Origin of the sequence: Halomonas sp. TA22 (assembly GCF_013009075.1) — a bacterium.
Taxonomy (GTDB): Bacteria; Pseudomonadota; Gammaproteobacteria; order Pseudomonadales; family Halomonadaceae; genus TA22.
In genome coordinates, this window is record NZ_CP053108.1 from 273,297 (window position 1) to 293,253 (window position 19,957).

A 19,957-nucleotide genomic window follows, 5' to 3' on the forward strand; every position below is an offset into this window, starting at 1 on the left:
TGCGCCCTGGCCTCATGCCACTTGGCAGATACCGCGACCGCCACCTGAGCGAAGCCTTGTTATAGTCCAATGCTCGCAGGGAAACCTTATACCGGGATTTTCGTGAACGCAACAAGAAAAAACACTGTTTTTAATCTTCTTGCACGAAATCATGGAACCTTTCCCTGCCCCTTGAGTCTGCCATCACCCTATTGCTGCAGAATCAAGACCGTCTACCCCAGAAACAGCGAGCCGACACAAAGCGTGGAACATCATCGCCGCGTGTCCGAACACATGCAAGCTCGAATATCAATACGTTAGCGTTCTAACAAAGATGCTCAGCGCTGGTGCTTGGCGAGAAGTTCGCTCAACTTGCGATCGAGCCGCTCGCCCCGCGTCGCCTGTTCCGGCTTGGTCTCCTTACGCTCCTCATGCCCTTGCTTTTTATCTTCTCCTTGCCCCTTCTCTTGCGCACTGTGTTGGGAGCGTTTCGCAGAACGGCTACGCTTGCGGGCGCGCAACTCATCCAGCTGGCGTCGCGCATAGCGCGCCTCACCTTCGGTCACTTCACCGGCATTCTCACCATCCAAGTCGACTCGTTCGGCGCCGGTGCGCACCGCCTTGAGGTAACGCGGCAGATGGACATAACAGGCGAGCGCTCGGCGCACCAATTTATCGGGCCAGGGCTCGCGCGCGACGAGCTCCTCGTGAATCCCCACCTTGAGCGGGCGAGTATGGCCTTTGAAGAAGGTTTTCGTGTAGCGCCGATACCACTCGTCGAGCAGCGTCTGGGGGGCTGGCATCTCGTCGTCGGAAAGATCGTTCAGCGGTTCGGTAACGTTGGACGTCGCATCGCCTGCAACCTCCGCCGTCGCACTGTCGTCATCATTGCCCGGTACTTGTCGAGGCAACGAAGCGCTGGAAGCCGACGAGAGCGCTTCCGGCGGCACGCTGGGGGTCGACTTGGGGCGCCTGGACATCAGCGCAGCGAGCCCTTGGCTGCGCGCGGGCACAGCAGCTCTGGTCTCGCCCTGCTCTCGAAGGCGGGCATTTTCCGCCTCGAGCTCATGAATCCGGGCCTGCAGCTCATCGATGGTCGCGCGGGCCGCTGCCAAGGAGACCGCGCCTCGCTCGGCTCGCGTCTCCAGAGCATCGAACAGCGCCGTGGTGCTTGGATTGATCAAGGGTTCGCCCTCCATGCGCTTCCCGTGCCTATGCCGCCTGGGAAGGCCTTAGTTTGTGCCAGCCTGGCGCGCCTGACAATTAGCGCTTTTATGTGAACCGACGATATTCGACGAAGGCATAATTCGGCTGCCCCTCGCTCGGCTGACCTGCCACTCGCTGCACTTCCTGCCACTCGTCCGGCGTCAGGCTCGGAAAATGCGCATCCCCCTCCACCTCGACATCGACTTCGGTAAGATAGAGCCGCGAGGCCAGGACCAGCGCCTGGGCATAGATCTGCGCACCGCCCATCACCATGATCTCATCGACGCCGTCGATGATCGCCTGCTGGTCGGCAAGCTCCAGCGCACTCGCCAGATCATGGCAGACCCGCACCCCCGGATGGCTGAACGCGGGGTCGCGGGTCACGACGATGTTCAAGCGGCCCGGCAACGGCCTGCCGATCGAGGCGAAGGTCTTGCGCCCCATCACCAGCGGCTTGCCCTGGGTCATCGCCTTGAAGAACTTGAGGTCTTCCGGCAGATACCAGGGCAGCTGGTTGTCCACACCGATGACCCGATTGCGCGCCAGGGCCGCGATCATCGCCACCGGCACCAGGGTATCGATACCGTCGTTGGTCGTGTCACCGCTCATACCGCCACCTCCGCCTTGATATGCGCATGCGGCTCATACCCCTCGAGGCGGATATGCTCGAAACGGAAGGCGAACAGATCGTCGACCTCGGGATCGAGCCATAGCCGAGGTGCTGGCGTGGGTTCGCGGGTCAGCTGAAGTTCGGCCTGCTCCAGATGGTTCAGGTAGAGGTGCGCATCACCCAAGGTATGCACGAACTCACCGGGCTCAAGGCCACACACCTGGGCGATCATCTGCGTGAGCAGCGCGTAGCTTGCAATATTGAATGGCACGCCAAGAAAGATATCGGCGCTACGCTGGTAGAGCTGGCAGGAGAGCCGCCCTTCGGCGACATAGAACTGAAACAGTGCATGGCAGGGCGGCAGCGCCATCTCATCGACCAGCGCCGGGTTCCAGGCGGAGACGATCAGGCGCCGGGAGTCGGGGTTGCGCTTGATCTGCTCGACCAGCTGGCCGATCTGGTCGACATGCCCGCCATCAGGACGTGGCCAACTGCGCCATTGATAACCATAGACCGGCCCCAGATCGCCCTTTTCGTCGGCCCACTCGTCCCAGATGCGTACGCCATTCTCCTTGAGATAGGCGATATTGGTGTCACCGGCCAGAAACCACAACAGCTCGTGAATGATCGAGCGCAGATGCAGCTTCTTGGTGGTGACCAGCGGGAAGCCCCGCGCCAAGTCGAAACGCATCTGATGGCCGAACACGCTGCGGGTACCGACTCCGGTGCGGTCCTCCTTGGTTACGCCATGGTTCAGGACATGACGCATCAGGTCGAGGTAGGGTTGCTCCAATGCTTCGGCGCTCATGACGACTTTCCCCCTGTTTCGGCGACTGGGGCAGAGATTTTGCCATCTACCGGTTGATGGCGCGACCAGGCGATCAAGCCGCCCCCTACCACAATCATCGGCAGGCTGAGCAGCATCCCCATGGTGACCCATCCGAAGGCGATAAAGCCGATATGCGCATCGGGCAAGCGGACGAATTCAACGCCAAAGCGGAACACGCCATACAGCACCAGGAACAGCCCGGATATCAGCCCGCGCCGGCGCGGCGTGGCGGAGACGAGCCACAGAACGACGAACAGCACCAGACCTTCGAGTAACGCTTCGTAGAGTGCCGAGGGGTGGCGCGGCTCTGGGCCCATGCCCGGAAACGGCATGCCCCAGGGCAAGTCAGTCACCCGCCCGGGTAGCTCACGATTGATGAAATTGCCGATCCGACCGGTTCCAAGCCCGATCGTCACCAGGGGGGCAACGAAGTCGGTCAGCGTGAAGAAGGCCAGACGCTTCTTGCGGGCAAGGTAGAGCGCCGCCAGCAGCACCCCAAGCAGACCGCCGTGAAAACTCATGCCGCCATCCCATACCTGGAACAGCCACAACGGATTGTCGAGCAACCGCTCCATGCCATAGAACAGCGCATAACCGACCCGCCCCCCGATCACCACGCCCAGGGCGCCATAGAATATCATGTCGCCAATGTCATCGGCATTGAGGCCGATGCGCTCGGCGCGCAGACGGCCAAGCCACCAGGCGCCGGCGAAGCCGACCACGTACATCAGGCCATACCAGTGAATGGCAAGCGGCCCCAGGGAGATAGCGATGGGATCGATATCGGGATAGTTCATCAAGTGACACTCTTTGGAAAATGAACGGGCACTCAGCCCACGAGAAAACGGATCCCGACGACTGCCAGCAGCGAGGCAAAGCTCAGCCGCAGCACCCTGGCCGACAGTATGTGAGCCAACTTAACGCCGAGGCGAGCAAAGGGCACACTGGTGATCACGATACCCAGAAAGGCGGACCAGAGCACGAAGCCGGTACTCCACGCGGGAAGTGCGGAATTTCCCCAACCCACGACGATGAAGGTCAAGGCGCCGAACAGCGCGATCGGCACCCCGCATACCGCGGAGGTCCCTACCGCCTCGGTCATTTTCGCACCACAGCGTGACAGCCAGGGCACACTGAGCGTGCCGCCACCGATACCGAACAGCGCCGAAACGCCACCGATCACGACACCGGCGACGCTCATGCCAAGTCGTCCCGGTGCCGCCTTTCCCGGCCGCGGACCTGCCTTGATTGCCAGGCGCAGCGCGACGAGCAGCACGAAAACGCCGAATAACGTGCCCAACAATCCGGCTGAGAGAGCGCCGGCGACGAAGACACCGGCAATGGCGCCAAGCAGCAAGCCTGGCAATAGCGCCATGAACCAGTCGCGTCGAAAGCTGCCCTTGCGGATATGCCCGATGCTCGAAGAGGACCCGGTCACCACGATGGTGGCAAGCGACGTTCCGACCGCCAGATGCATTGCCACTGCGGGGTCAACCCCTTGCAGCCCGAAGGCAAACACCAGCGCGGGCACGATGATCAACCCGCCGCCCACGCCGAACAGCCCCGCCATGGTTCCCGCCACGGCCCCCAACGCCAGATAACCCGCTATTATCGTTACCATTTCCATCGCTATTGGTGCCCGCCCCGTGCTTTTCTCGTGGTCATCCAGCGCGCCGCCATGTCAACCAGCACCTGCGGCCGATAGGGCTTGGCCAGGAAGTCGTCCATGCCGGCATCCAGATACTGCTGCCGATCATCGTCATCGGCATTGGCAGTCAATGCGATAAGGGTGCTGGGTCTGTCCTGGCCCCTTTCGACTTCGCCCTGGCGCCACCGGCGGCTGGTCTCCATGCCGTCCGGACCGGGCATGAAAATATCCATGAACACCAAATCGTACTCGTTGCGCTGCGCCAGGCGCAGTGCCTGAGGACCATCCTGGGCCGTATCGACCTGCGCGCCCTGCGCTTCGAGCACCTGGCACGCCAGCATGCTGTTGACAGGTCCATCATCGACGATCAAGACCCGTGCCCGACTCAGCAGAGGCACTGGAACGCTCGCTGCCCCCTCCTGGCTCGCCAGCCGTGGCGATTCCGGCGACTCGACAAGCCGGGTAACCAGGATCAGCAGGCCCGCAAGTCGCTCGCTGAGCTGCTCGCCGGTACCCGTGAGCACTACTCCCTCCTGCCTGGCCAGGTCATCCATCAGGGTGTGCAGCTCCTTGTGCAGCACGCCCAGATAGCTCGACTTGAGACGCGACTCCTCGCGCGCCTGATCGCGAGAGAGCTTGACCTGAGCCAGGCGCTGGCGCTGGTCGTAGACGTCATCAAGCAAGCCCAGTCGGTGGCCGTTCTCGTCGGCAACGCCGATCAGCCGGTAGCTCTGCCACTGGCCTTCGCCGTCATGTACCCGAACCGTATCGGGGGAGTCGTCGAGGCTGTCGTCATGACGGATCAGGTAGGAGACCTCGAGACCGCGTAGCTCGGAAAGCGATCTTCCCATTATCTTCTCGAAGGCGGTGTTGGCCTCGACCAGCACCTCGTGGCGGGAAAGGAATGCGGGCTGTGGCAGACGCTCTAGCATCTCGATCAATTGCGGGCGGTTGGCCAGGCGCTCGAGCAGCACCTCGAGGCTATCGAGCAGCGCATCCAAGCGTGCCACCTGACCATCGCCGGGACGCCCCACCGGCAACAGCCGCTTGATCTTGAGCCAGGGAGGAAGCTCCTTGTGGACGTCTCGTATCACCCGCTCGAGGCGCTCATAGGGCATCCCGAATGCACTCTCCCAGGCTTGCAAGCGGTGGCGCAGCAGCAGCAGGAAGGTACCGATGCAGAGGCTGCTGCCCAAGACAAGCGCGGCCAGCAACCAGGTCAGCGTATCCCAGCTGTCTTGCAAGTCATTGTCGGTATACCACAGACTCAGCCAAGTCAGGGCGCAAAGCGCCAACAGCCCTATCTGAGCCAACAGCATCGGCCATAGCACGGGCCATATCAGCTGACGCCAGAGCCTGTTCGTGCTCGTTTCGACTCGCATTCGCTTCCCTGTCGCTCAATAGGGTTCGGTAGAGGAAGCTGATGAGTGTACGTCGAGGCAGCGGCGCTGTCATCGCACCGTTTCGCAACGCGCTTAGCTCAAGGTAAACCTACTTCATGTGTCTCATTGCCTTCGATTACCGCCCCGGCACCCCGATACCGCTGCGCTTGATCGCCAACCGGGACGAACGCCACGATCGCGCCACGGCCGCGCTGGCGCCATGGCAAGAGGAGCCGGACATCATTGGCGGGCGTGACCTGGAGGCCGGCGGCAGCTGGCTTGCGCTACATCGGCAAGGTCGCTTCGCCGCCGTCACCAACGTTCGCGATCCGCGTATCGAGACGCTAGCCAACGCACCAAGCCGGGGCTGGCTGGTACGTGACGCGTTGACGCAGATGGAGCCCCAACAGTGGCTCGAGCGGCTCGGCGCGGGCGAGGCCTACCGCTATGGCGGCTTCAACCTGCTGACCGGCGACGGCCAGACGCTATGGCACCTGCATCGTGGATACCGAGACGTGACGTTGCAGCGGTTGCCGGCGGGACTCTATGGCCTCTCCAATGCCAGCCTCGACACCCCCTGGCCCAAGCTCGAGCTCGCCCGTTCACGTCTGGCAGAGAGCCTTGCCACTGATACCTGGCCCGATGCAGCGCTCGAGGCGATGCATGACACCACGGTCGTCACGGATATGCACCGGCTGCCGGATACCGGCGTCGGCCCGGCACTCGAACACTTTCTGTCTTCGGCCTTCATCAGCGGCGAGCGTTACGGCACCCGCGCCACCACCTGGCTCGAGTGGCGAAAAGATCAAATCGAGATAAGTGAACGCCGCTATGGCCCACATGGCGAGCCACTGGGGGAGACCCAATTGCAGATCACGCTCTCGTCATAGTGCCGGCGGCTAGTCGCGAGGCGGCAGCAGGTGTGCCAGCTGCCATCTCTCCATGCACTTGCCTAGATGGTGACGCACCGCCGCAGGTGTCGAGAACCGCAGCGTCTCCTCCACCAGCGTCTGAGCCGCAGTTAGCGGCACCCGACGGATAGCGGCCCGCACCCGGGGTAGACTGGGGGCATTCATCGAGAGCGCATCGAACCCCATTCCCATCAGCAGCAGCGCCCCCGCCGGATCGCCTGCCAGCTCGCCACACACCGAGACCGGCATCTCAAGCACGGCGCACTCGTTGGCCAGGCGGGCCAGAGCCGCCAGCACCGCGGGGTGACAGGCATCGTAGAGGTCCGCCACACGGGGATTGTTGCGATCCACGGCCAGCAGATACTGGGTCAGATCGTTGCTGCCCACCGAGAAGAAGTCGACGCGCTCTGCCAGGGTGTCGAGCTGATAGAGAGTGGCGGGCACCTCGATCATCACTCCCACCTTGGGCCGCCCCACCTCGATGCCCTCCTCGGCCAGCTCCCGCCGGGCACGGTCCAGCAGCTTCAGGGCATCGTCGACCTCATCGACATTGGTCACCATCGGCAGCAGAATCTGCAAGTTATCGAACCCCTGGGACGCCTTGAGCATGGCGCGCAGCTGCACCATCAGCACCTCAGGGTGATCGAGGGTCACGCGTATGCCGCGCCAGCCGAGGAATGGATTGGCTTCGTGAATGGGGAAGTAGGGAAGATCCTTGTCGCCACCGATGTCCAGCGTACGCATGACCACCGGCAGCGGCGCGAAGCCCTCGAGCTGGTCACGGTAGAGCCGGGCCTGCTCCTGCTCACCGGGGAAGCGCTCGGCGATCATGAACGGCACTTCGGTGCGATAGAGCCCCACCCCGCTGATACGACTTTTCAACAATGCCACGGCATCCACCGCCAGGCCGGTATTGACCATCAGCGGCATGTCATAGTCATCCGGGGTGCGGCTCGGCAGGTGCTGCTCATATTCGAGCACCTTCGCCAGCGCCTGTTCCTCGGCAATCAGTGTCTGATAGTGGCTTTCGAGCTCGGCGCCGGGTCGCACGAACAGCCGCCCGCGATGACCGTCAAGTACCACCCGCGAGCCGTTGAGCCGCGGCAGTGGCAGGTCGACCATCCCAAGCACGGTGGGAATCCCCATCGCGCGGGCCAGAATCGCCACGTGCGACGTGCTGGAGCCGCGCACCGACACCAGCCCGACCAGCTTGTCGCGGGGCACCTCGCCGAGTGTCGCCACGCTGATTTCATCGCCGACCAGAATGGTGCACTCGGGAAAGTTTTCCGGTGTTTGCGGACTATCTTCCTGCAGGTGAGCAAGCACGCGGCGACCAAGATCGCGAATGTCGGTTGCCCGCTCCCGCAGATAGTTATCGTCGACGCGCTCCAGATACTGCACGTGGCGGCGCACCACATCGGCCAGCGCACCGGGCGCCCACTGCCCTTCGCGGATACGCTTCTCCACCTCTTGGCCCAGCGCAGCCTCGCTGAGCATCTGTTGATAGACCTCGAATAGCGCAAGCTCCTGGGCGCTGATTCTGCTGGCAAGACGCTCACCCGCCGCCCGGATCTCGTCGCGGACGCGATAGATCGCATCGCGCAGCCGTTTCACCTCATAATCGACATCGGTGGGAATCAGATCGGGAACGCTATCGAGATCGGCCAGCGGCGATATCACCACGGCTTCGCCGATCGCCATCCCCGGCGACGCGGCCACTCCCGTGAACCTTGCCTGGCCATCGGGCCGAGCCGAACGACTCAGCGCCCCGGTGGCCAGCGCATGGGCCAGTACACCGGCCAATTGCGCCGCCATGGTGACTAGAAAGGCTTCGTCACCCTCGTCGTAGCGACGCTTCTCCTGCTGTTGTACCACCAGCACGCCCAGCATGCGCCGCTGATGAATGATCGGCACACCGAGGAAGCTCGAGTAGCGCTCCTCTCCAGTCTCCTCGAAATAGCGGAATTGGGGATGCGCGGGCGCATCCTCGAGATTGAGCGGCTCTTCGCGCAACCCCACCAGCCCCACCAGACCTTCACCCACCCTCATGGCAACCTGGCCCACGGCCCGGGTATGCAAACCTATCGTCTCGTTAAGGACCAACTTCTGCTGCTCGGGATCGAACAGATAGAACGAACACACATCGGTGCGCATCGCCTTGCGAATGCGGCGCACCATGGTCGACAGGGCCGCCTCCAGCGAGCGTGCCCCGTTGACCTCTTGGACGATGCGGCGAAGGACATCGAGCATAAGCACTCTTTCTTGTCACTTGAATGTCGTGCTGCCAGCAAAGGGGTCACTCTTCACCCAGTGCGAGCCGCTGCGCACGGGGAGCCAGCTCGCGCAGCGCGCGGCGGTAGACTTCCCGCTTGAAGGGCACCACCTGCCCAAGCGGATACCAGTAACTGACCCATCGCCAACCGTCGAACTCCGGCTTGGCAGTGGTATCCACGCAGATCCGACTATCTTGACAGCGGATCTGCAACAAGAACCATTTCTGCTTCTGGCCGATACAGAGCGGCCGGGAGTGCATTCGCACCATGCGCTTGGGTAATCGGTAGCGCAGCCATCCTCGGGTACAGGCCAGGATCTCGACATCGGCCGCAGTGAGACCGATCTCCTCTTCGAGCTCGCGAAACAGTGCCTGCTGTGGTGTCTCGTCTGCCTTGATGCCTCCCTGGGGAAATTGCCACGCATTCTGTCCTACCCGACGCGCCCAAAGCAGCTGGCCCTCATGGTTGACAATGATAATGCCAACGTTGGGGCGAAAGCCGTCAGCGTCGATCACGGGTGTCACCTTATGAATCTTCCATTGATGCCATTCTTCCACAAAGCCGGAAAGCGCATCAACAAGGCTTTCGCCGGGTGAGTGGCATTGTTCAGCACGTCCCCGTTCTGCAATAATCTCCTGCTGTCTACCGGCCTCTACAGGCCGCCCACCCATCCACACGGGAGAGCGCTTTGAGCCTGGCCATCTTCGATCTCGATAATACCCTGATCAGCGTCGACAGTGATCACGCCTGGGGAGAGTTTTTGCTGGAGCAGAGCGCCGTCGACGCCGTCGCCTATCGCGATGCCAACGATCGCTTCATGCGTGATTACACCAATGGCACCCTCGACATCCACGCCTTTCTTGAAGTGGCCCTGAAACCGCTGGCGGAAAACAGTCCCGAACAACTCGCTGCCTGGCATCAGCAGTTCATGGCCACCAAGATCGAGCCCAACATTCTTGCCAAGGCCGAAGGGTTGCTGGCGCATCACCGCTCACGTGGCGACACCCTGCTGATCATCACCGCCACCAACCGCTTCATCACCGGCCCCATTGCCAAGCGTCTCGGCGTCGATCACCTGATCGCCGTTGAGCCAGAAATCGTCGATAGCCGCTATACCGGCCGAGTCACGGGCACGCCCAGCTACCGGGAGGGCAAGATCGTCTGCCTGGAAGCGTGGCTTGCCAACCGCGACATCTCCCTTGACGGCGCCTGGTTCTACAGCGATTCGCACAACGACCTGCCGCTACTGGAGAAGGTCGACCACCCCGTAGCCGTCGACCCGGACGACACTCTGCGCCAGGTGGCCGAGGCGCGCGATTGGCGCATCATCAGCCTGCGCTGAACTCGCATCTCACGCTAGACAATCGCCTTCGAGCAACCATCCACGCAGCCGAACTCCACGGCTGCGCATGCGCTGTCGCCATCCCGGCGGGCTCCCTGCAGAAGTGCTATATTGCACTGCACCACCAACGATAAAGTCCCACTCTGTTGCAACTGATTGAAAAGGCAAAGCTTTATTGCGCCCCCAGACCCAAGGTTTTCCTTATGGCGAGAGGCTTAACCATAAAGTTGAGCTTTGGCATGCAGTATTTATGGCGCGAAGCCGCTATACTGCCGCATCGAATCAAGCGCCGATCATGGCGTATCACCGAGACGCTCGGCCATGAGCCTCCGCCGGCCGAGAGGCTGATCGCCTCGATGACAGCCGTCCTTCTTCAGTGACTATATGAATGGTAGAGACACTATGGATGAGGCAGTAGATGTCGTACTCGTAGGAGCGGGAGTGATGAGCGCCACGCTTGCCACGCTCCTGCACGAGTTGGAGCCGAACGCTCGCATCGAGATTATCGAGCGCCTCGACTCCGCCGCCAGCGAAAGCTCATTTGCCTGGAACAACGCCGGCACCGGACACGCCGGCCTATGTGAGCTCAACTACACGCCTCAGGCCGAGGATGGCGCGATCGACCTGACCAAGGCCATCCAGATCAACACCATGTTCGAGGAGTCCAAGCAGCTATGGAGCTACTTGGTCGACCATGGCGACCTTGGCGATCCCGCGCGCTTCCTCTTCCCGGTTCCGCACATGAGCTTCGTGCGCGGCGAGAAGGACGTGCGCTTCCTGCGGGCGCGCTATGAAGCCATGCACTCCCACCCCTGTTTCGATGCCATCAAGTACACAGAGGACCCCGCCGAGATCGCCCAATGGGCACCGCTGTTGCTGGAGGGCCGCAAGCCGGGCGAGGCCATTGCCGCGACACGGATTGAGGCCGGCACCGATGTCGATTTCGGCGCCCTCACTCGCCAGCTGCTCGAGCGCCTCGGCAGGCACCCCGACGAACAGATCCGTACCTGTACCGGCCAGACCATCACCGACCTCGAGCGCAACGACGATGGCACCTGGCGAGTCAAGATCGAGGCCAAGCATGGCAAGGATCGCGTGCTGCGTGCGCGGTTCGTTTTCCTGGGTGCCGGTGGCGCGTCGCTGCACCTGCTGCAGAAAAGCGGCATTCCCGAAGCCAAGGGCTTCGGCGGCTTTCCGGTCAGCGGCCAGTGGCTGCGCTGCGATCTGCCGGAAGTGGTCTCCAAGCACAACGCCAAGGTTTACAGCCAGGCGCCCATCGGTGCGCCGCCCATGTCGGTACCGCACCTCGACACGCGTAATGTCGATGGTAAGCCCTCACTGCTGTTCGGGCCATTCGCCGGCTTCACCACCAAGTTCATGAAAACCGGCTCGGTATTCGACCTGCCCAAGTCGGTCAGCTCCTCCAATCTCAGTCCGATGCTGTCGGTGGCACGTGACAACTTCAGCCTGGTCAAATATCTGCTGGAGCAGTCTCGCCTCACCCATGAAGAGCGCATCGAGGAGCTGAAAGCCTTCTACCCCGCTGTCAGGGCCGAGGATTGGCGCCTCGAGATGGCTGGACAGCGGGTCCAGATCATCAAGAAGGATCCAAAGAAAGGCGGCGTGCTGCAGTTCGGCACCGAGATGGTGGCGGCAAGCGACGGTAGCCTGGCCGCCCTGCTGGGCGCCTCACCCGGCGCCTCGACGGCGACATCGATCATGCTCAATCTAATCGAGCGCTGCTTCCCCGAGAAGTATGCCTCGCCGGAGTGGAAGAGCCGTCTGGAGCAGATCGTTCCGGCCCGGGCCACGGTACTGGCCGAGGATGGAGAGCTGCTCAGGGAGAGCCGTCGTGGCTCCCATCGGACTCTCAAGCTGAGCGATCCCGACGCCTAGTTCCAGCAGTGGGACGCCTCATTACTGCCCCGGCCCATGGCCGGGGCAGTGCGTTTCAGCGCCACTGCGAGACGCCCACGACTTGGGTTATGCTATCGCACTCGATTTCGCCCAAGGAGGGCCAATGCCCCCCCGTCTGCGCCGCCCCTCGCTCTCATTGCTGTTTGCCATCCTCCTTGGCCTCGTCCTGCTCGCGTGGCTGCTGCTCGGCGACCTGCAGCGCTTCCAGACAGAGGCACCCGCCGAGGCCCTCGAACCCGCCGCCGCCCTGACACGGGTCGAGATCCAGGAGAGCCTGGCTCAGGCGTATATGCCCCGCGTGAATGTTCAGGGGCAGCTTGGCGCTTGGCGGGAAGTGGAGCTGCGCGCACGCAGCGAAGGCCAGGTGGAGCGCCTGCCGGTTGCGCAAGGCGCCCGCGTAGCCGCCGGTGAGACGCTCCTGCAACTGGCTGAAGAGGATTTGCCCGCCCAGTTGACCCGCGCCGAGGCGGAGCTGGAATTGGCTCGGGCCGAGCTGGCCGCCGCCGAACGGCTGCGCGAGCGCGATCTGATCTCGCGTACCGAACAGCTGCGCCTAAGCAGCGCAGTGGCGCAGGCGGCAGCCGAGCTACAGCGCCTGCGCCAGTTGCAGCAACACACCCGGCCGATGGCGCCATTCGATGCCGTTGTCGATCGCCTCGATATCGAGGTAGGCGACATCGTGCAGGTCGGCGAGGTCATCGCCCTGCTGGTCGACGACCGCCAGCTCAAGGCCCAGGGCCATGTCGCCCAGCGCGATGCCTTCGACCTCGAGCCCGGTCTTGCGGTGAGCATTCGCCTGCTCGACGGCAGCGAACTGGCGGGCGAGCTGGTGCATGTCGCCAGCCGAGCCGAGCAGGGCACGCGTACCTTCGCCGTCGAGGCGCGCCTCGACAACCCCGAGCGGCGCCGCCTCGCCGGAGCCAGCGCCAGCCTCGCCATCGCCCTGCCCCAGCGCCAGGCGCACCGCCTATCGCCGGCGCTGCTGGTGCTCGACGACCAGGGCCAGATCGGCATCAAGGCGCTCGACAACGAGGATCGCGTCGTATTCCACCGCGTCGACCTGCTCACGGCAGATAGCCGCCAGGCCTGGATCTCGGGCCTGCCGGATCGCGTGCGCCTGATCACGCTGGGGGGCGGTTTCGTCGCCGTTGGCGAGCGGGTCACGCCGATCGAGACCGGTGAGCTGGGCGGCAACGCCATCCTGCAGGATCTCCCGGTGGGGGGTGAGGCCAGCCCCACGGTGGCCAACTGACATGCGCCGTCTCATCGAAGCGGCCCTGGACCGCTCCCGCACCACCCTGCTCATGCTGGTGTTTCTGCTGATTGCCGGCGCCCTGGCCTATCAGGCCATTCCCAAGGAGGCCAACCCCGACGTCGCGATTCCGATGATCTACGTCTCGCTGAGCCTGGAGGGGGTCAGCCCCGAGGATGGCGAACGATTGCTGGTGCGCCCCATGGAGCAGGAGCTGCGCACCATTGCAGGCATGCGCAAGATGACCTCGCAATCGAGCGAGGGGCATGCTGCGGTGACACTCGAGTTCGATGCCGGTTTCGATCCCAGCCAGGCCCTGGCGGACGTTCGCGAGCGGGTCGATATCGCCCGTGCCGAACTGCCCTCCGAAGCCGACGAGCCACGCGTTCTGGAAGTCAATGTCGCGCTCTTCCCGGTTCTGTCGATCGGCCTGTCAGGCCCGCTGGAGGAGCTCCAGCTGCAGACCCTGGCCCGCCTGCTGCAGGAGCAGATCGAGGCGATTCCCGAAGTGCTGGAGGTGGATATTGGCGGCGAGCGCGAGGATATCCTGGAGATCATCGTCGATCCGCTGGTGCTCGACAGCTACGAAGTCGACTTCGATGCGCTGTTCAACCAGATGTCGCGCAACAACCGGCTGGTGGCGGCCGGCAGCCTGGATACCGGCGCTGGGCGCATGCCCTTGAAGGTGCCTGGAGTGATCGAGACACTCGAAGACATCATGGCGATGCCGGTCAAGATCGAGGAGGACAGGGTGGTGACCTTCGGCGACGTGGCGATCATTCGCCCCGCCTTCCAGGACCCGCAGGGCTTTGCACGTATCAACGATCAGCCTGCCGTGGTGCTGGAGATCTCCAAGCGGGTCGGCGCCAACATCATCGCCACCATCGAGTCGGTACGAGCGCTGCTCGACGAAGCGGGCCCGCTGCTGCCCGACGGGCTTGAAGTCACTACCATCACCGACCAGTCTCGCACCGTGCAGGACATGCTCTCGGAACTACTCAACAACGTGCTCACCGCCGTGGTGCTGGTCCTGATCGTGATTCTGGCGGTGATGGGACCACGCAGTGCGCTGATGGTCGGCCTGACGATCCCGGGTGCCTTTCTTACCGGCATCCTGCTGGTCTGGATGCTCGGCTACACCCTCAATATCGTGGTGCTGTTCGCGCTGATCCTGGTCGCCGGCATGCTGGTCGATGGCGCCATCGTGGTCAGCGAGCTTGCCGACCGCTATCTGCGCGAGGGCCAGGCACCGTCGCTTGCCTGGGCCAACGCCGCCTCGCGCATGGCCTGGCCAGTGATCGCCTCTACCGCCACCACGCTTGCGGTATTCATGCCGCTGCTGTTCTGGCCAGGCGTAGTGGGCGAATTCATGAAGTACCTGCCAGCCACGGTAATCCTGTGTCTGCTGGCATCGCTGGCCATGGCGCTGATCTTTCTGCCCACGCTGGGTGCGGTGTTCAGCCGCGGCATGGGGCACAGTCAGGGCGAGCAACGAATCACCCAAGGGGGGCGTGCCTATCGTCGGCTACTCGGCTGGCTGCTGGCGCGGCCCGGCGCGACGCTGCTGATGGCGATAGCGCTCATGGCATTGATCTATGTCGGCTATGGGCGCTTCAATCATGGAGTCGAGTTCTTCCCAAGCGTCGAGCCCGAGAGCGCCCAGGTGCTGGTACGAGCCCGAGGCGACCTCTCGGCCCGCGAGCGCGATGCGGTGGTCCAGCGAGTCGAGCGACGCCTGGCAGGCATGAGCGAAGTCCAGGCGCTCTATGCCCGCTCCTTTGCGATTCCCAACGAGCAGTTGGGCCCGGACGTAATCGGCCAGCTCAGCTTCCAGTTCATCGACTGGCAGCATCGCCGTCCCGCTACGCGTATCTTCGCCGACATGGCCAGCCGCACCGAGGACCTGCCCGGCATCATGCTCGAGTTCCGCGAACAGGAGCAGGGGCCTGCCAGCGGCAAGCCCATCGTACTCGAGATCAGCGGACAGCAGCCCGAGAGGGTCGATGAGACAGTGGATGCGCTGCGCAGTGCGATGGTCGAACTCGGTGGTTTCAGTGCCATCGAGGACAACCGCAGCCTGCCCGGCATCGAGTGGCGCATCGAGGTGGACCGCGAGGCCGCGGCACGCTTCGGTGCCGATGTGACCGCGATCGGCAGCGCCGTGCAGCTGGTCACCGCCGGCCTGCAGGTCGCCAGCTATCGGCCGGCCCATGTCAGCGACGAAGTCGATATCCGGGTACGCCTGCCCGAGGCGTGGCGCTCCCTCGAGCAGCTCGGCGGCATGACCCTCAACACCAATCGCGGCCAGGTACCGATCAGTCACTTCGTCGAGATCAGACCCGCCCCCAATGTCGCCAGCCTGCACCGCATTGACGGCCGTCGGGCGATCACGCTCGAGTCGGATGTTGCCCCCGGCTACCGCCCCGACGAACGCCTGCAGGCCCTGCTCGCCAGCATGCAGGGCCTGCCCGAGGGGGTCATGGTCAATATTGCCGGCGAGCAGGAGGATCAGCAGGAGACCGCCCAGTTCCTGATCACCGCCTTCGGTGTGGCGATCTTCCTGATGACGCTGATTCTGGTCACTCAGTTCAACAGCCTCTACCAGGCCGGCCTGGTGCTGTCGGCGATCGTCTTCTCCACCGCTGGCGTACTGCTCGGGCTGTTGGTCAACGGGCAGCCCTTCGGCATCGTCATGGTGGGCATGGGCATCATCGCCCTGGCGGGTATCGTGGTGAACAACAATATCGTGCTGATCGATACCTACAATCAGTTGCGTGGCAGCGGCTTGAGCGCGCCAGAGGCGGCACTCGAGGCCGGCGGACTGCGCCTGCGCCCGGTGCTGTTGACGGCGATCACGACGGTACTTGGACTGTTGCCGATGGTGCTTGGTATCAACGTCAACCTGTTCGCACCGAGCCTGGGGCTCGGCGCCCCCTCCACCCAGTGGTGGACCCAGCTCTCCAGCGCCATCGCCGGCGGCCTGACCTTCGCCACCGGGCTTACGCTACTGCTCACCCCCTGCATGCTGGTCCTCGGCGCCAAGCTCTCCAGCAGACGCTGATCTCGCTCAAAAGACAACGCCGCTGCGGAAAACCGCAACGGCGTTGACGTCTCATGCTGGCGCTTGTCCTTCAGGGACGGCTCACGTCACTGCGCTGGGGGCGGATTGAGCGCCGGGCGGCGGCGAATGCGCCGCATGCAGGCGCCCGATCAGCTGGTCTTCCAGGGCAAAACGCTCCGTCAGCCCCTTGGCGAGACGCTCGAGCCAGGCCGGCAGTCGAGTCAGGTAGTGCTCGCAGCGCACGGGAGTGGAGTAATCGGCATCGAAGGAGAGCACCAGCTCGGTGGACATCTCGAGCCGCTCGAGCAACTGACCGGCCACCAGCAGTGCCTCGTTGTCGTTGAAGGCCTTGGCCTCCTCGCGCAACTGTGGATAGATCTCGAAATGACCCGCACTGATGTAATCCATCAACAACTCGCTGAAGGCGTCGATGCGTGCCTTGCTCACCGCCTCCAGATCCGTGTCGCATGCCTCCTGAAGCTCGACGAAGTCGACGAGCATCTCGCGGCGCTGATCCAGCCAGCGGTCGATCAGTTCGTGCACACCACCCCAGCGTTCCAGGGCTGTCTTGCAATTCTCAAGCATTGACGCCTCCCTTCCGATTGCTTGCTCGCTAACGTCCGACTCATTGCCTCCTTGGCGAAGGGACAGACTCGCCCGAGACGCCGCCTCTGTCAATCGAACAGATGACGAATATCGATCAGTTGCGCAGGGCGCGGTAATTGAGGGTATAGCTCATGTCGGCGCTCTCGCAGCGCGTCGACCGGCAGCTGAATGGCTGGCGCACCTCCAGGTACCAGGTCCCCGCCGCAAGCGTCGTCTCGATGCGGAAGTTACGGTTCTCACCGCTCTCATTGTCCTCGATGACCGTCTGGCCATTAGCGTCGATCAGACGACCATTGAAGCCAGCGGGCAGCCCACGACTAGGGGGTGTCGAGGCTTCGAGTAGCACGTTGCTGGGGTGGGCGAGCGTGAAGGTGAACAGCTGCGAGCCCCCCGACATCTGACCATAATAGAGCTGGCCGGGACGCAGCTCGGTGGCGCGCTGCTGTTGCGTGGCAGTCGCCTGGCAACCCGCCAGCAGCAGCATCAGCAGAAGGGGAAGAAGAATTCGTGTCATACGCATGAGTCGTTCCTTGGGTCACGTTTTACGAGACATTAGCATGTTAATTATCACGAGATGGATAGCGGGCGCTATCAAGGCGTCTCTGGATGAGCCACCGCCCGGCGATTGTGCGAACGCCAGGCACCTACGAGCAGGCCCAGCGGCGCCAGTGCCAGCATCACGAATCCGATCAGCGTCCAGCCGGGCAGCGAGATGCCGAGAAACAGGAAATCGATCTCGGCGCACTCCCCGGAGCCGGAGAGCACATGCGTCAGCACCTGGCGCATGGGCAGTATCTCGATCATGTAATTCAGGCCGGGACCGCAGCTCGGCACCTGGTCGGCAGGCAGTGACTGCAGCCACAGATGGCGCCAGGCCACCGCGATGCCGCCCGCCACGCCCAACAGGCCAAGTGTGCCGTAAAGCGCTCTCCCCCAGCCTCTGGGATTGTGGATCGCGGCGATCGCAAGCACCGCTGCCGTGGCGAGCACCGCCACCCGCTGGAAAATGCACAACGGGCAGGGCTCGAGGCCGGCAACATGCTCGAGCGTCAGTGCCACTCCCATCATCAATGCACAGAATGCTAACCCGGCCAGGCTCCAGTGTCGCGCGGAGAGTGACTGAAGGGGGGACGCCTTGTGGCTTGCCTGCATCGAAGTAAGATCTCTCTGTAAATTCATCGGTAGCGTGCGCGTCAGACCGACGGCGCGGCGCGCGGTTCACGCGCCCGGGTAAAGTAGCCATCGAGAAATTCGCTGAATGTCTCGCTATTGGCCCGTTCGATATCGCCCTGCTGCTGGCGCGAGGTCTCGACCAGCTGGCGGAACAGCGCATCGCGAGCGCTATCCATGGGCGTGGTGCGAAACTCCCGAGCATGCTCCCGGGCGAGCTCCAGCATTGTCTCCGTCAGCTCCTTGGCTCGGAAAGAGCCACCCTCCTCGAGGCGACGCAGCAGGCGGCCCGACGGCGTGAGGTCGGGATCATCGAGCATCGCCTCGAGCGAGGCGATGGCCTCGGCGTGGGGCGCCCCCTCCTCAAGCAGATCCAGCAGCTGCGCCACCTCGGCCAGCTCGGCGAAGATCGCATGGCCACGACTGGCAAGCGAGTGCTGCTCGCCGTCGATGAACAGCTTGAGCGAGGGGTCGCGCCCGCGCTCGACGACCAGCCGACGGTTGTCATCCAGGTGGTCACACTCCTCGTCGGAGATCCACGGGCTCTCGGAGAGCAGGCACCACATCAGGAAGGTATCCATGAAGCGCATCTGCCGCTCGTCGACCCCCAACGGCAGGAAGGGGTTGAGGTCGAGACAGCGCACCTCGATGTATTCAACGCCCCGCGCCTCGAGGGCCTGGCTGGGCGTCTCGTTGTGGCGCGCCACCCGCTTGGGGCGGATATCGCTGTAGTACTCGTTCTCGATCTGCAGGATATTGGCGTTGAGCTGCCGCCACTCATCGTCCACATTGACGCCCAGTGCCTCGTAGGCCGGCCAGGGCGAGCTGATCGCGTGGCGCAGGGTGCCGACATAGTTCGACAGTGAATTGAAGCAGATCTTGAGCTGCTCCTGGACCTTGTTCTGGTACCCCAGACCGGACATGCGCAGGGTCGTGGCGTAGCGCGAGACCAGGGTCTCGTGACCATGGGCCTCGAGCCTGTCGGGAGTCGGCTTGCCTTCCAGGAAGCTCCTGTCGATGGCCGGCGAGGCGCCGAACAGATACATCAGCAGCCAGCTGTTGCGGCGGAACTGACGGATCAGGCCGAAGTAGCGCCCAGAGCGATAGTCGCCATCGCTCGACTCCTCGCGTGAAGGCGCCAGGGGGTCGAGCTCACGCAGCAGCGGCCAGAGGTTGTCAGGCAGCGAGACATTGTAGTGCACCCCGGCGATGGCCTGCATGATGCGGCCGTAGCGCACGTCGAGCCCCTTGCGGTAGGTGTGCTTCATGATCCCCACATTGGAGCTGCCGTAGTCGGCGATCGGCACGCTGTCGTTGCCGGAGAGGCGCGAGGGCATGCTCGCGGGCCAGATCAGCTCCTCGCCAAGATGGCGATAGCTGAAGCGGTGCAGATCGCCGAGAAAGACCATCGCATCCCGAGGGCGGCAGTAGACCGGGGTGATGTATTCGAGCAGCGCTTCGGAGTAGTCGGTGGTGATATAGGGATGGGTCAGTTTCGAGCCCAGCGCATGCGGGTGCGGGGTCTGGACGATGTGCCCAGCAGCGTCGACGCGCAACCCCTCCTTTTCGATCCCGCGGCGCAGACGGCCAAACGCTCCCTTGCGGGCCGCTCCATTGAGATGGGCGATGACACTCGCGAGTTGCTCGGACAAGGTGAACACCCCTTGGCATGGAAGGATGGGCCCGCGCCCCTCTCTTCGTACGTAAAACGGGCGAGCGTCCGGACGGGGCCGTGACGCTCGCATGAAACCCACATTATGGTGCCTGTTCG

General features: G+C 63.3%; 17 protein-coding genes. 5 read left to right on the forward strand and 12 right to left on the reverse strand.

Annotated elements, in window-relative coordinates:
• Window positions 1-317: 317 nt before the first annotated feature.
• From HJD22_RS01275 to HJD22_RS01300, 6 genes are all read right to left on the reverse strand, one after another.
• Window positions 318-1,178 carry a ProQ/FINO family protein gene (locus tag HJD22_RS01275; protein ID WP_208656631.1) on the reverse strand — a complete coding sequence of 287 codons (861 nt, stop codon included), beginning with the start codon at window positions 1,176-1,178 and terminating at the stop codon, window positions 318-320.
• Between the two features lie 73 nt (window positions 1,179-1,251).
• Window positions 1,252-1,794 (reverse strand): dihydrofolate reductase, encoded by a 543-nt coding sequence (locus tag HJD22_RS01280; protein WP_208656632.1) that lies wholly within the window; start codon window positions 1,792-1,794, stop codon window positions 1,252-1,254.
• Window positions 1,791-2,603, reverse strand: coding sequence for a thymidylate synthase (locus HJD22_RS01285; RefSeq protein ID WP_208656633.1), 813 nt, complete (start codon window positions 2,601-2,603; stop codon window positions 1,791-1,793). The genes HJD22_RS01280 and HJD22_RS01285 overlap by 4 nt, the downstream gene beginning before the upstream one ends.
• Window positions 2,600-3,424 (reverse strand): prolipoprotein diacylglyceryl transferase, encoded by an 825-nt coding sequence (gene lgt / locus HJD22_RS01290; RefSeq protein ID WP_208656634.1) that lies wholly within the window; start codon window positions 3,422-3,424, stop codon window positions 2,600-2,602. Before lgt ends, HJD22_RS01285 begins: the two co-directional genes overlap by 4 nt.
• A 29-nt stretch (window positions 3,425-3,453) precedes the next feature.
• A complete protein-coding gene (locus HJD22_RS01295) occupies window positions 3,454-4,251 on the reverse strand; it encodes a sulfite exporter TauE/SafE family protein (protein ID WP_208656635.1) in 798 nt (265 codons plus the stop codon).
• Between the two features lie 2 nt (window positions 4,252-4,253).
• Entirely contained in the window at window positions 4,254-5,516 is a 1,263-nt protein-coding gene (locus HJD22_RS01300; RefSeq protein ID WP_208656636.1) for a response regulator, read from the reverse strand.
• Window positions 5,517-5,770: 254 nt separating this feature from the next.
• Here HJD22_RS01300 and HJD22_RS01305 point away from each other — a divergent pair, with 254 nt between their 5' ends.
• Window positions 5,771-6,544, forward strand: coding sequence for an NRDE family protein (locus tag HJD22_RS01305; protein ID WP_208656637.1), 774 nt, complete (start codon window positions 5,771-5,773; stop codon window positions 6,542-6,544).
• 9 nt (window positions 6,545-6,553) lie between these two features.
• Here the strand turns inward: HJD22_RS01305 and ptsP are convergent, their stop codons facing one another.
• Together ptsP and HJD22_RS01315 are read right to left on the reverse strand one after the other, a co-directional pair.
• Entirely contained in the window at window positions 6,554-8,815 is a 2,262-nt protein-coding gene (gene ptsP / locus HJD22_RS01310; RefSeq protein WP_208656638.1) for a phosphoenolpyruvate--protein phosphotransferase, read from the reverse strand.
• A gap of 46 nt (window positions 8,816-8,861) precedes the next feature.
• Entirely contained in the window at window positions 8,862-9,353 is a 492-nt protein-coding gene (locus HJD22_RS01315; RefSeq protein ID WP_208656639.1) for an RNA pyrophosphohydrolase, read from the reverse strand.
• Between the two features lie 173 nt (window positions 9,354-9,526).
• Here HJD22_RS01315 and HJD22_RS01320 point away from each other — a divergent pair, with 173 nt between their 5' ends.
• From HJD22_RS01320 to HJD22_RS01335, 4 genes are all read left to right on the forward strand, one after another.
• On the forward strand, window positions 9,527-10,180 hold the full coding sequence (locus HJD22_RS01320; protein ID WP_208656640.1) for an HAD family phosphatase: 654 nt from the start codon (window positions 9,527-9,529) through the stop codon (window positions 10,178-10,180).
• Between the two features lie 402 nt (window positions 10,181-10,582).
• Entirely contained in the window at window positions 10,583-12,076 is a 1,494-nt protein-coding gene (gene mqo, locus HJD22_RS01325) for a malate dehydrogenase (quinone) (protein ID WP_208656641.1), read from the forward strand.
• A gap of 124 nt (window positions 12,077-12,200) precedes the next feature.
• A complete protein-coding gene (locus HJD22_RS01330) occupies window positions 12,201-13,349 on the forward strand; it encodes an efflux RND transporter periplasmic adaptor subunit (RefSeq protein ID WP_208656642.1) in 1,149 nt (382 codons plus the stop codon).
• A gap of 1 nt (window position 13,350) precedes the next feature.
• Entirely contained in the window at window positions 13,351-16,410 is a 3,060-nt protein-coding gene (locus HJD22_RS01335; protein ID WP_208656643.1) for an efflux RND transporter permease subunit, read from the forward strand.
• Window positions 16,411-16,491: 81 nt separating this feature from the next.
• On the opposite strand, the gene rsd is transcribed toward HJD22_RS01335, so the two are convergent.
• The 4 genes from rsd to gshA form a co-directional block, all read right to left on the reverse strand.
• A complete protein-coding gene (gene rsd / locus HJD22_RS01340; RefSeq protein WP_208656644.1) occupies window positions 16,492-16,995 on the reverse strand; it encodes a sigma D regulator in 504 nt (167 codons plus the stop codon).
• Window positions 16,996-17,110: 115 nt separating this feature from the next.
• On the reverse strand, window positions 17,111-17,536 hold the full coding sequence (locus HJD22_RS01345) for a hypothetical protein (protein ID WP_208656645.1): 426 nt from the start codon (window positions 17,534-17,536) through the stop codon (window positions 17,111-17,113).
• Window positions 17,537-17,607: 71 nt separating this feature from the next.
• A complete protein-coding gene (locus HJD22_RS01350) occupies window positions 17,608-18,168 on the reverse strand; it encodes a disulfide bond formation protein B (protein WP_208656646.1) in 561 nt (186 codons plus the stop codon).
• A gap of 41 nt (window positions 18,169-18,209) precedes the next feature.
• Window positions 18,210-19,847 (reverse strand): glutamate--cysteine ligase, encoded by a 1,638-nt coding sequence (gene gshA / locus HJD22_RS01355; protein ID WP_248730053.1) that lies wholly within the window; start codon window positions 19,845-19,847, stop codon window positions 18,210-18,212.
• Between the last annotated feature and the right edge of the window lie 110 nt (window positions 19,848-19,957).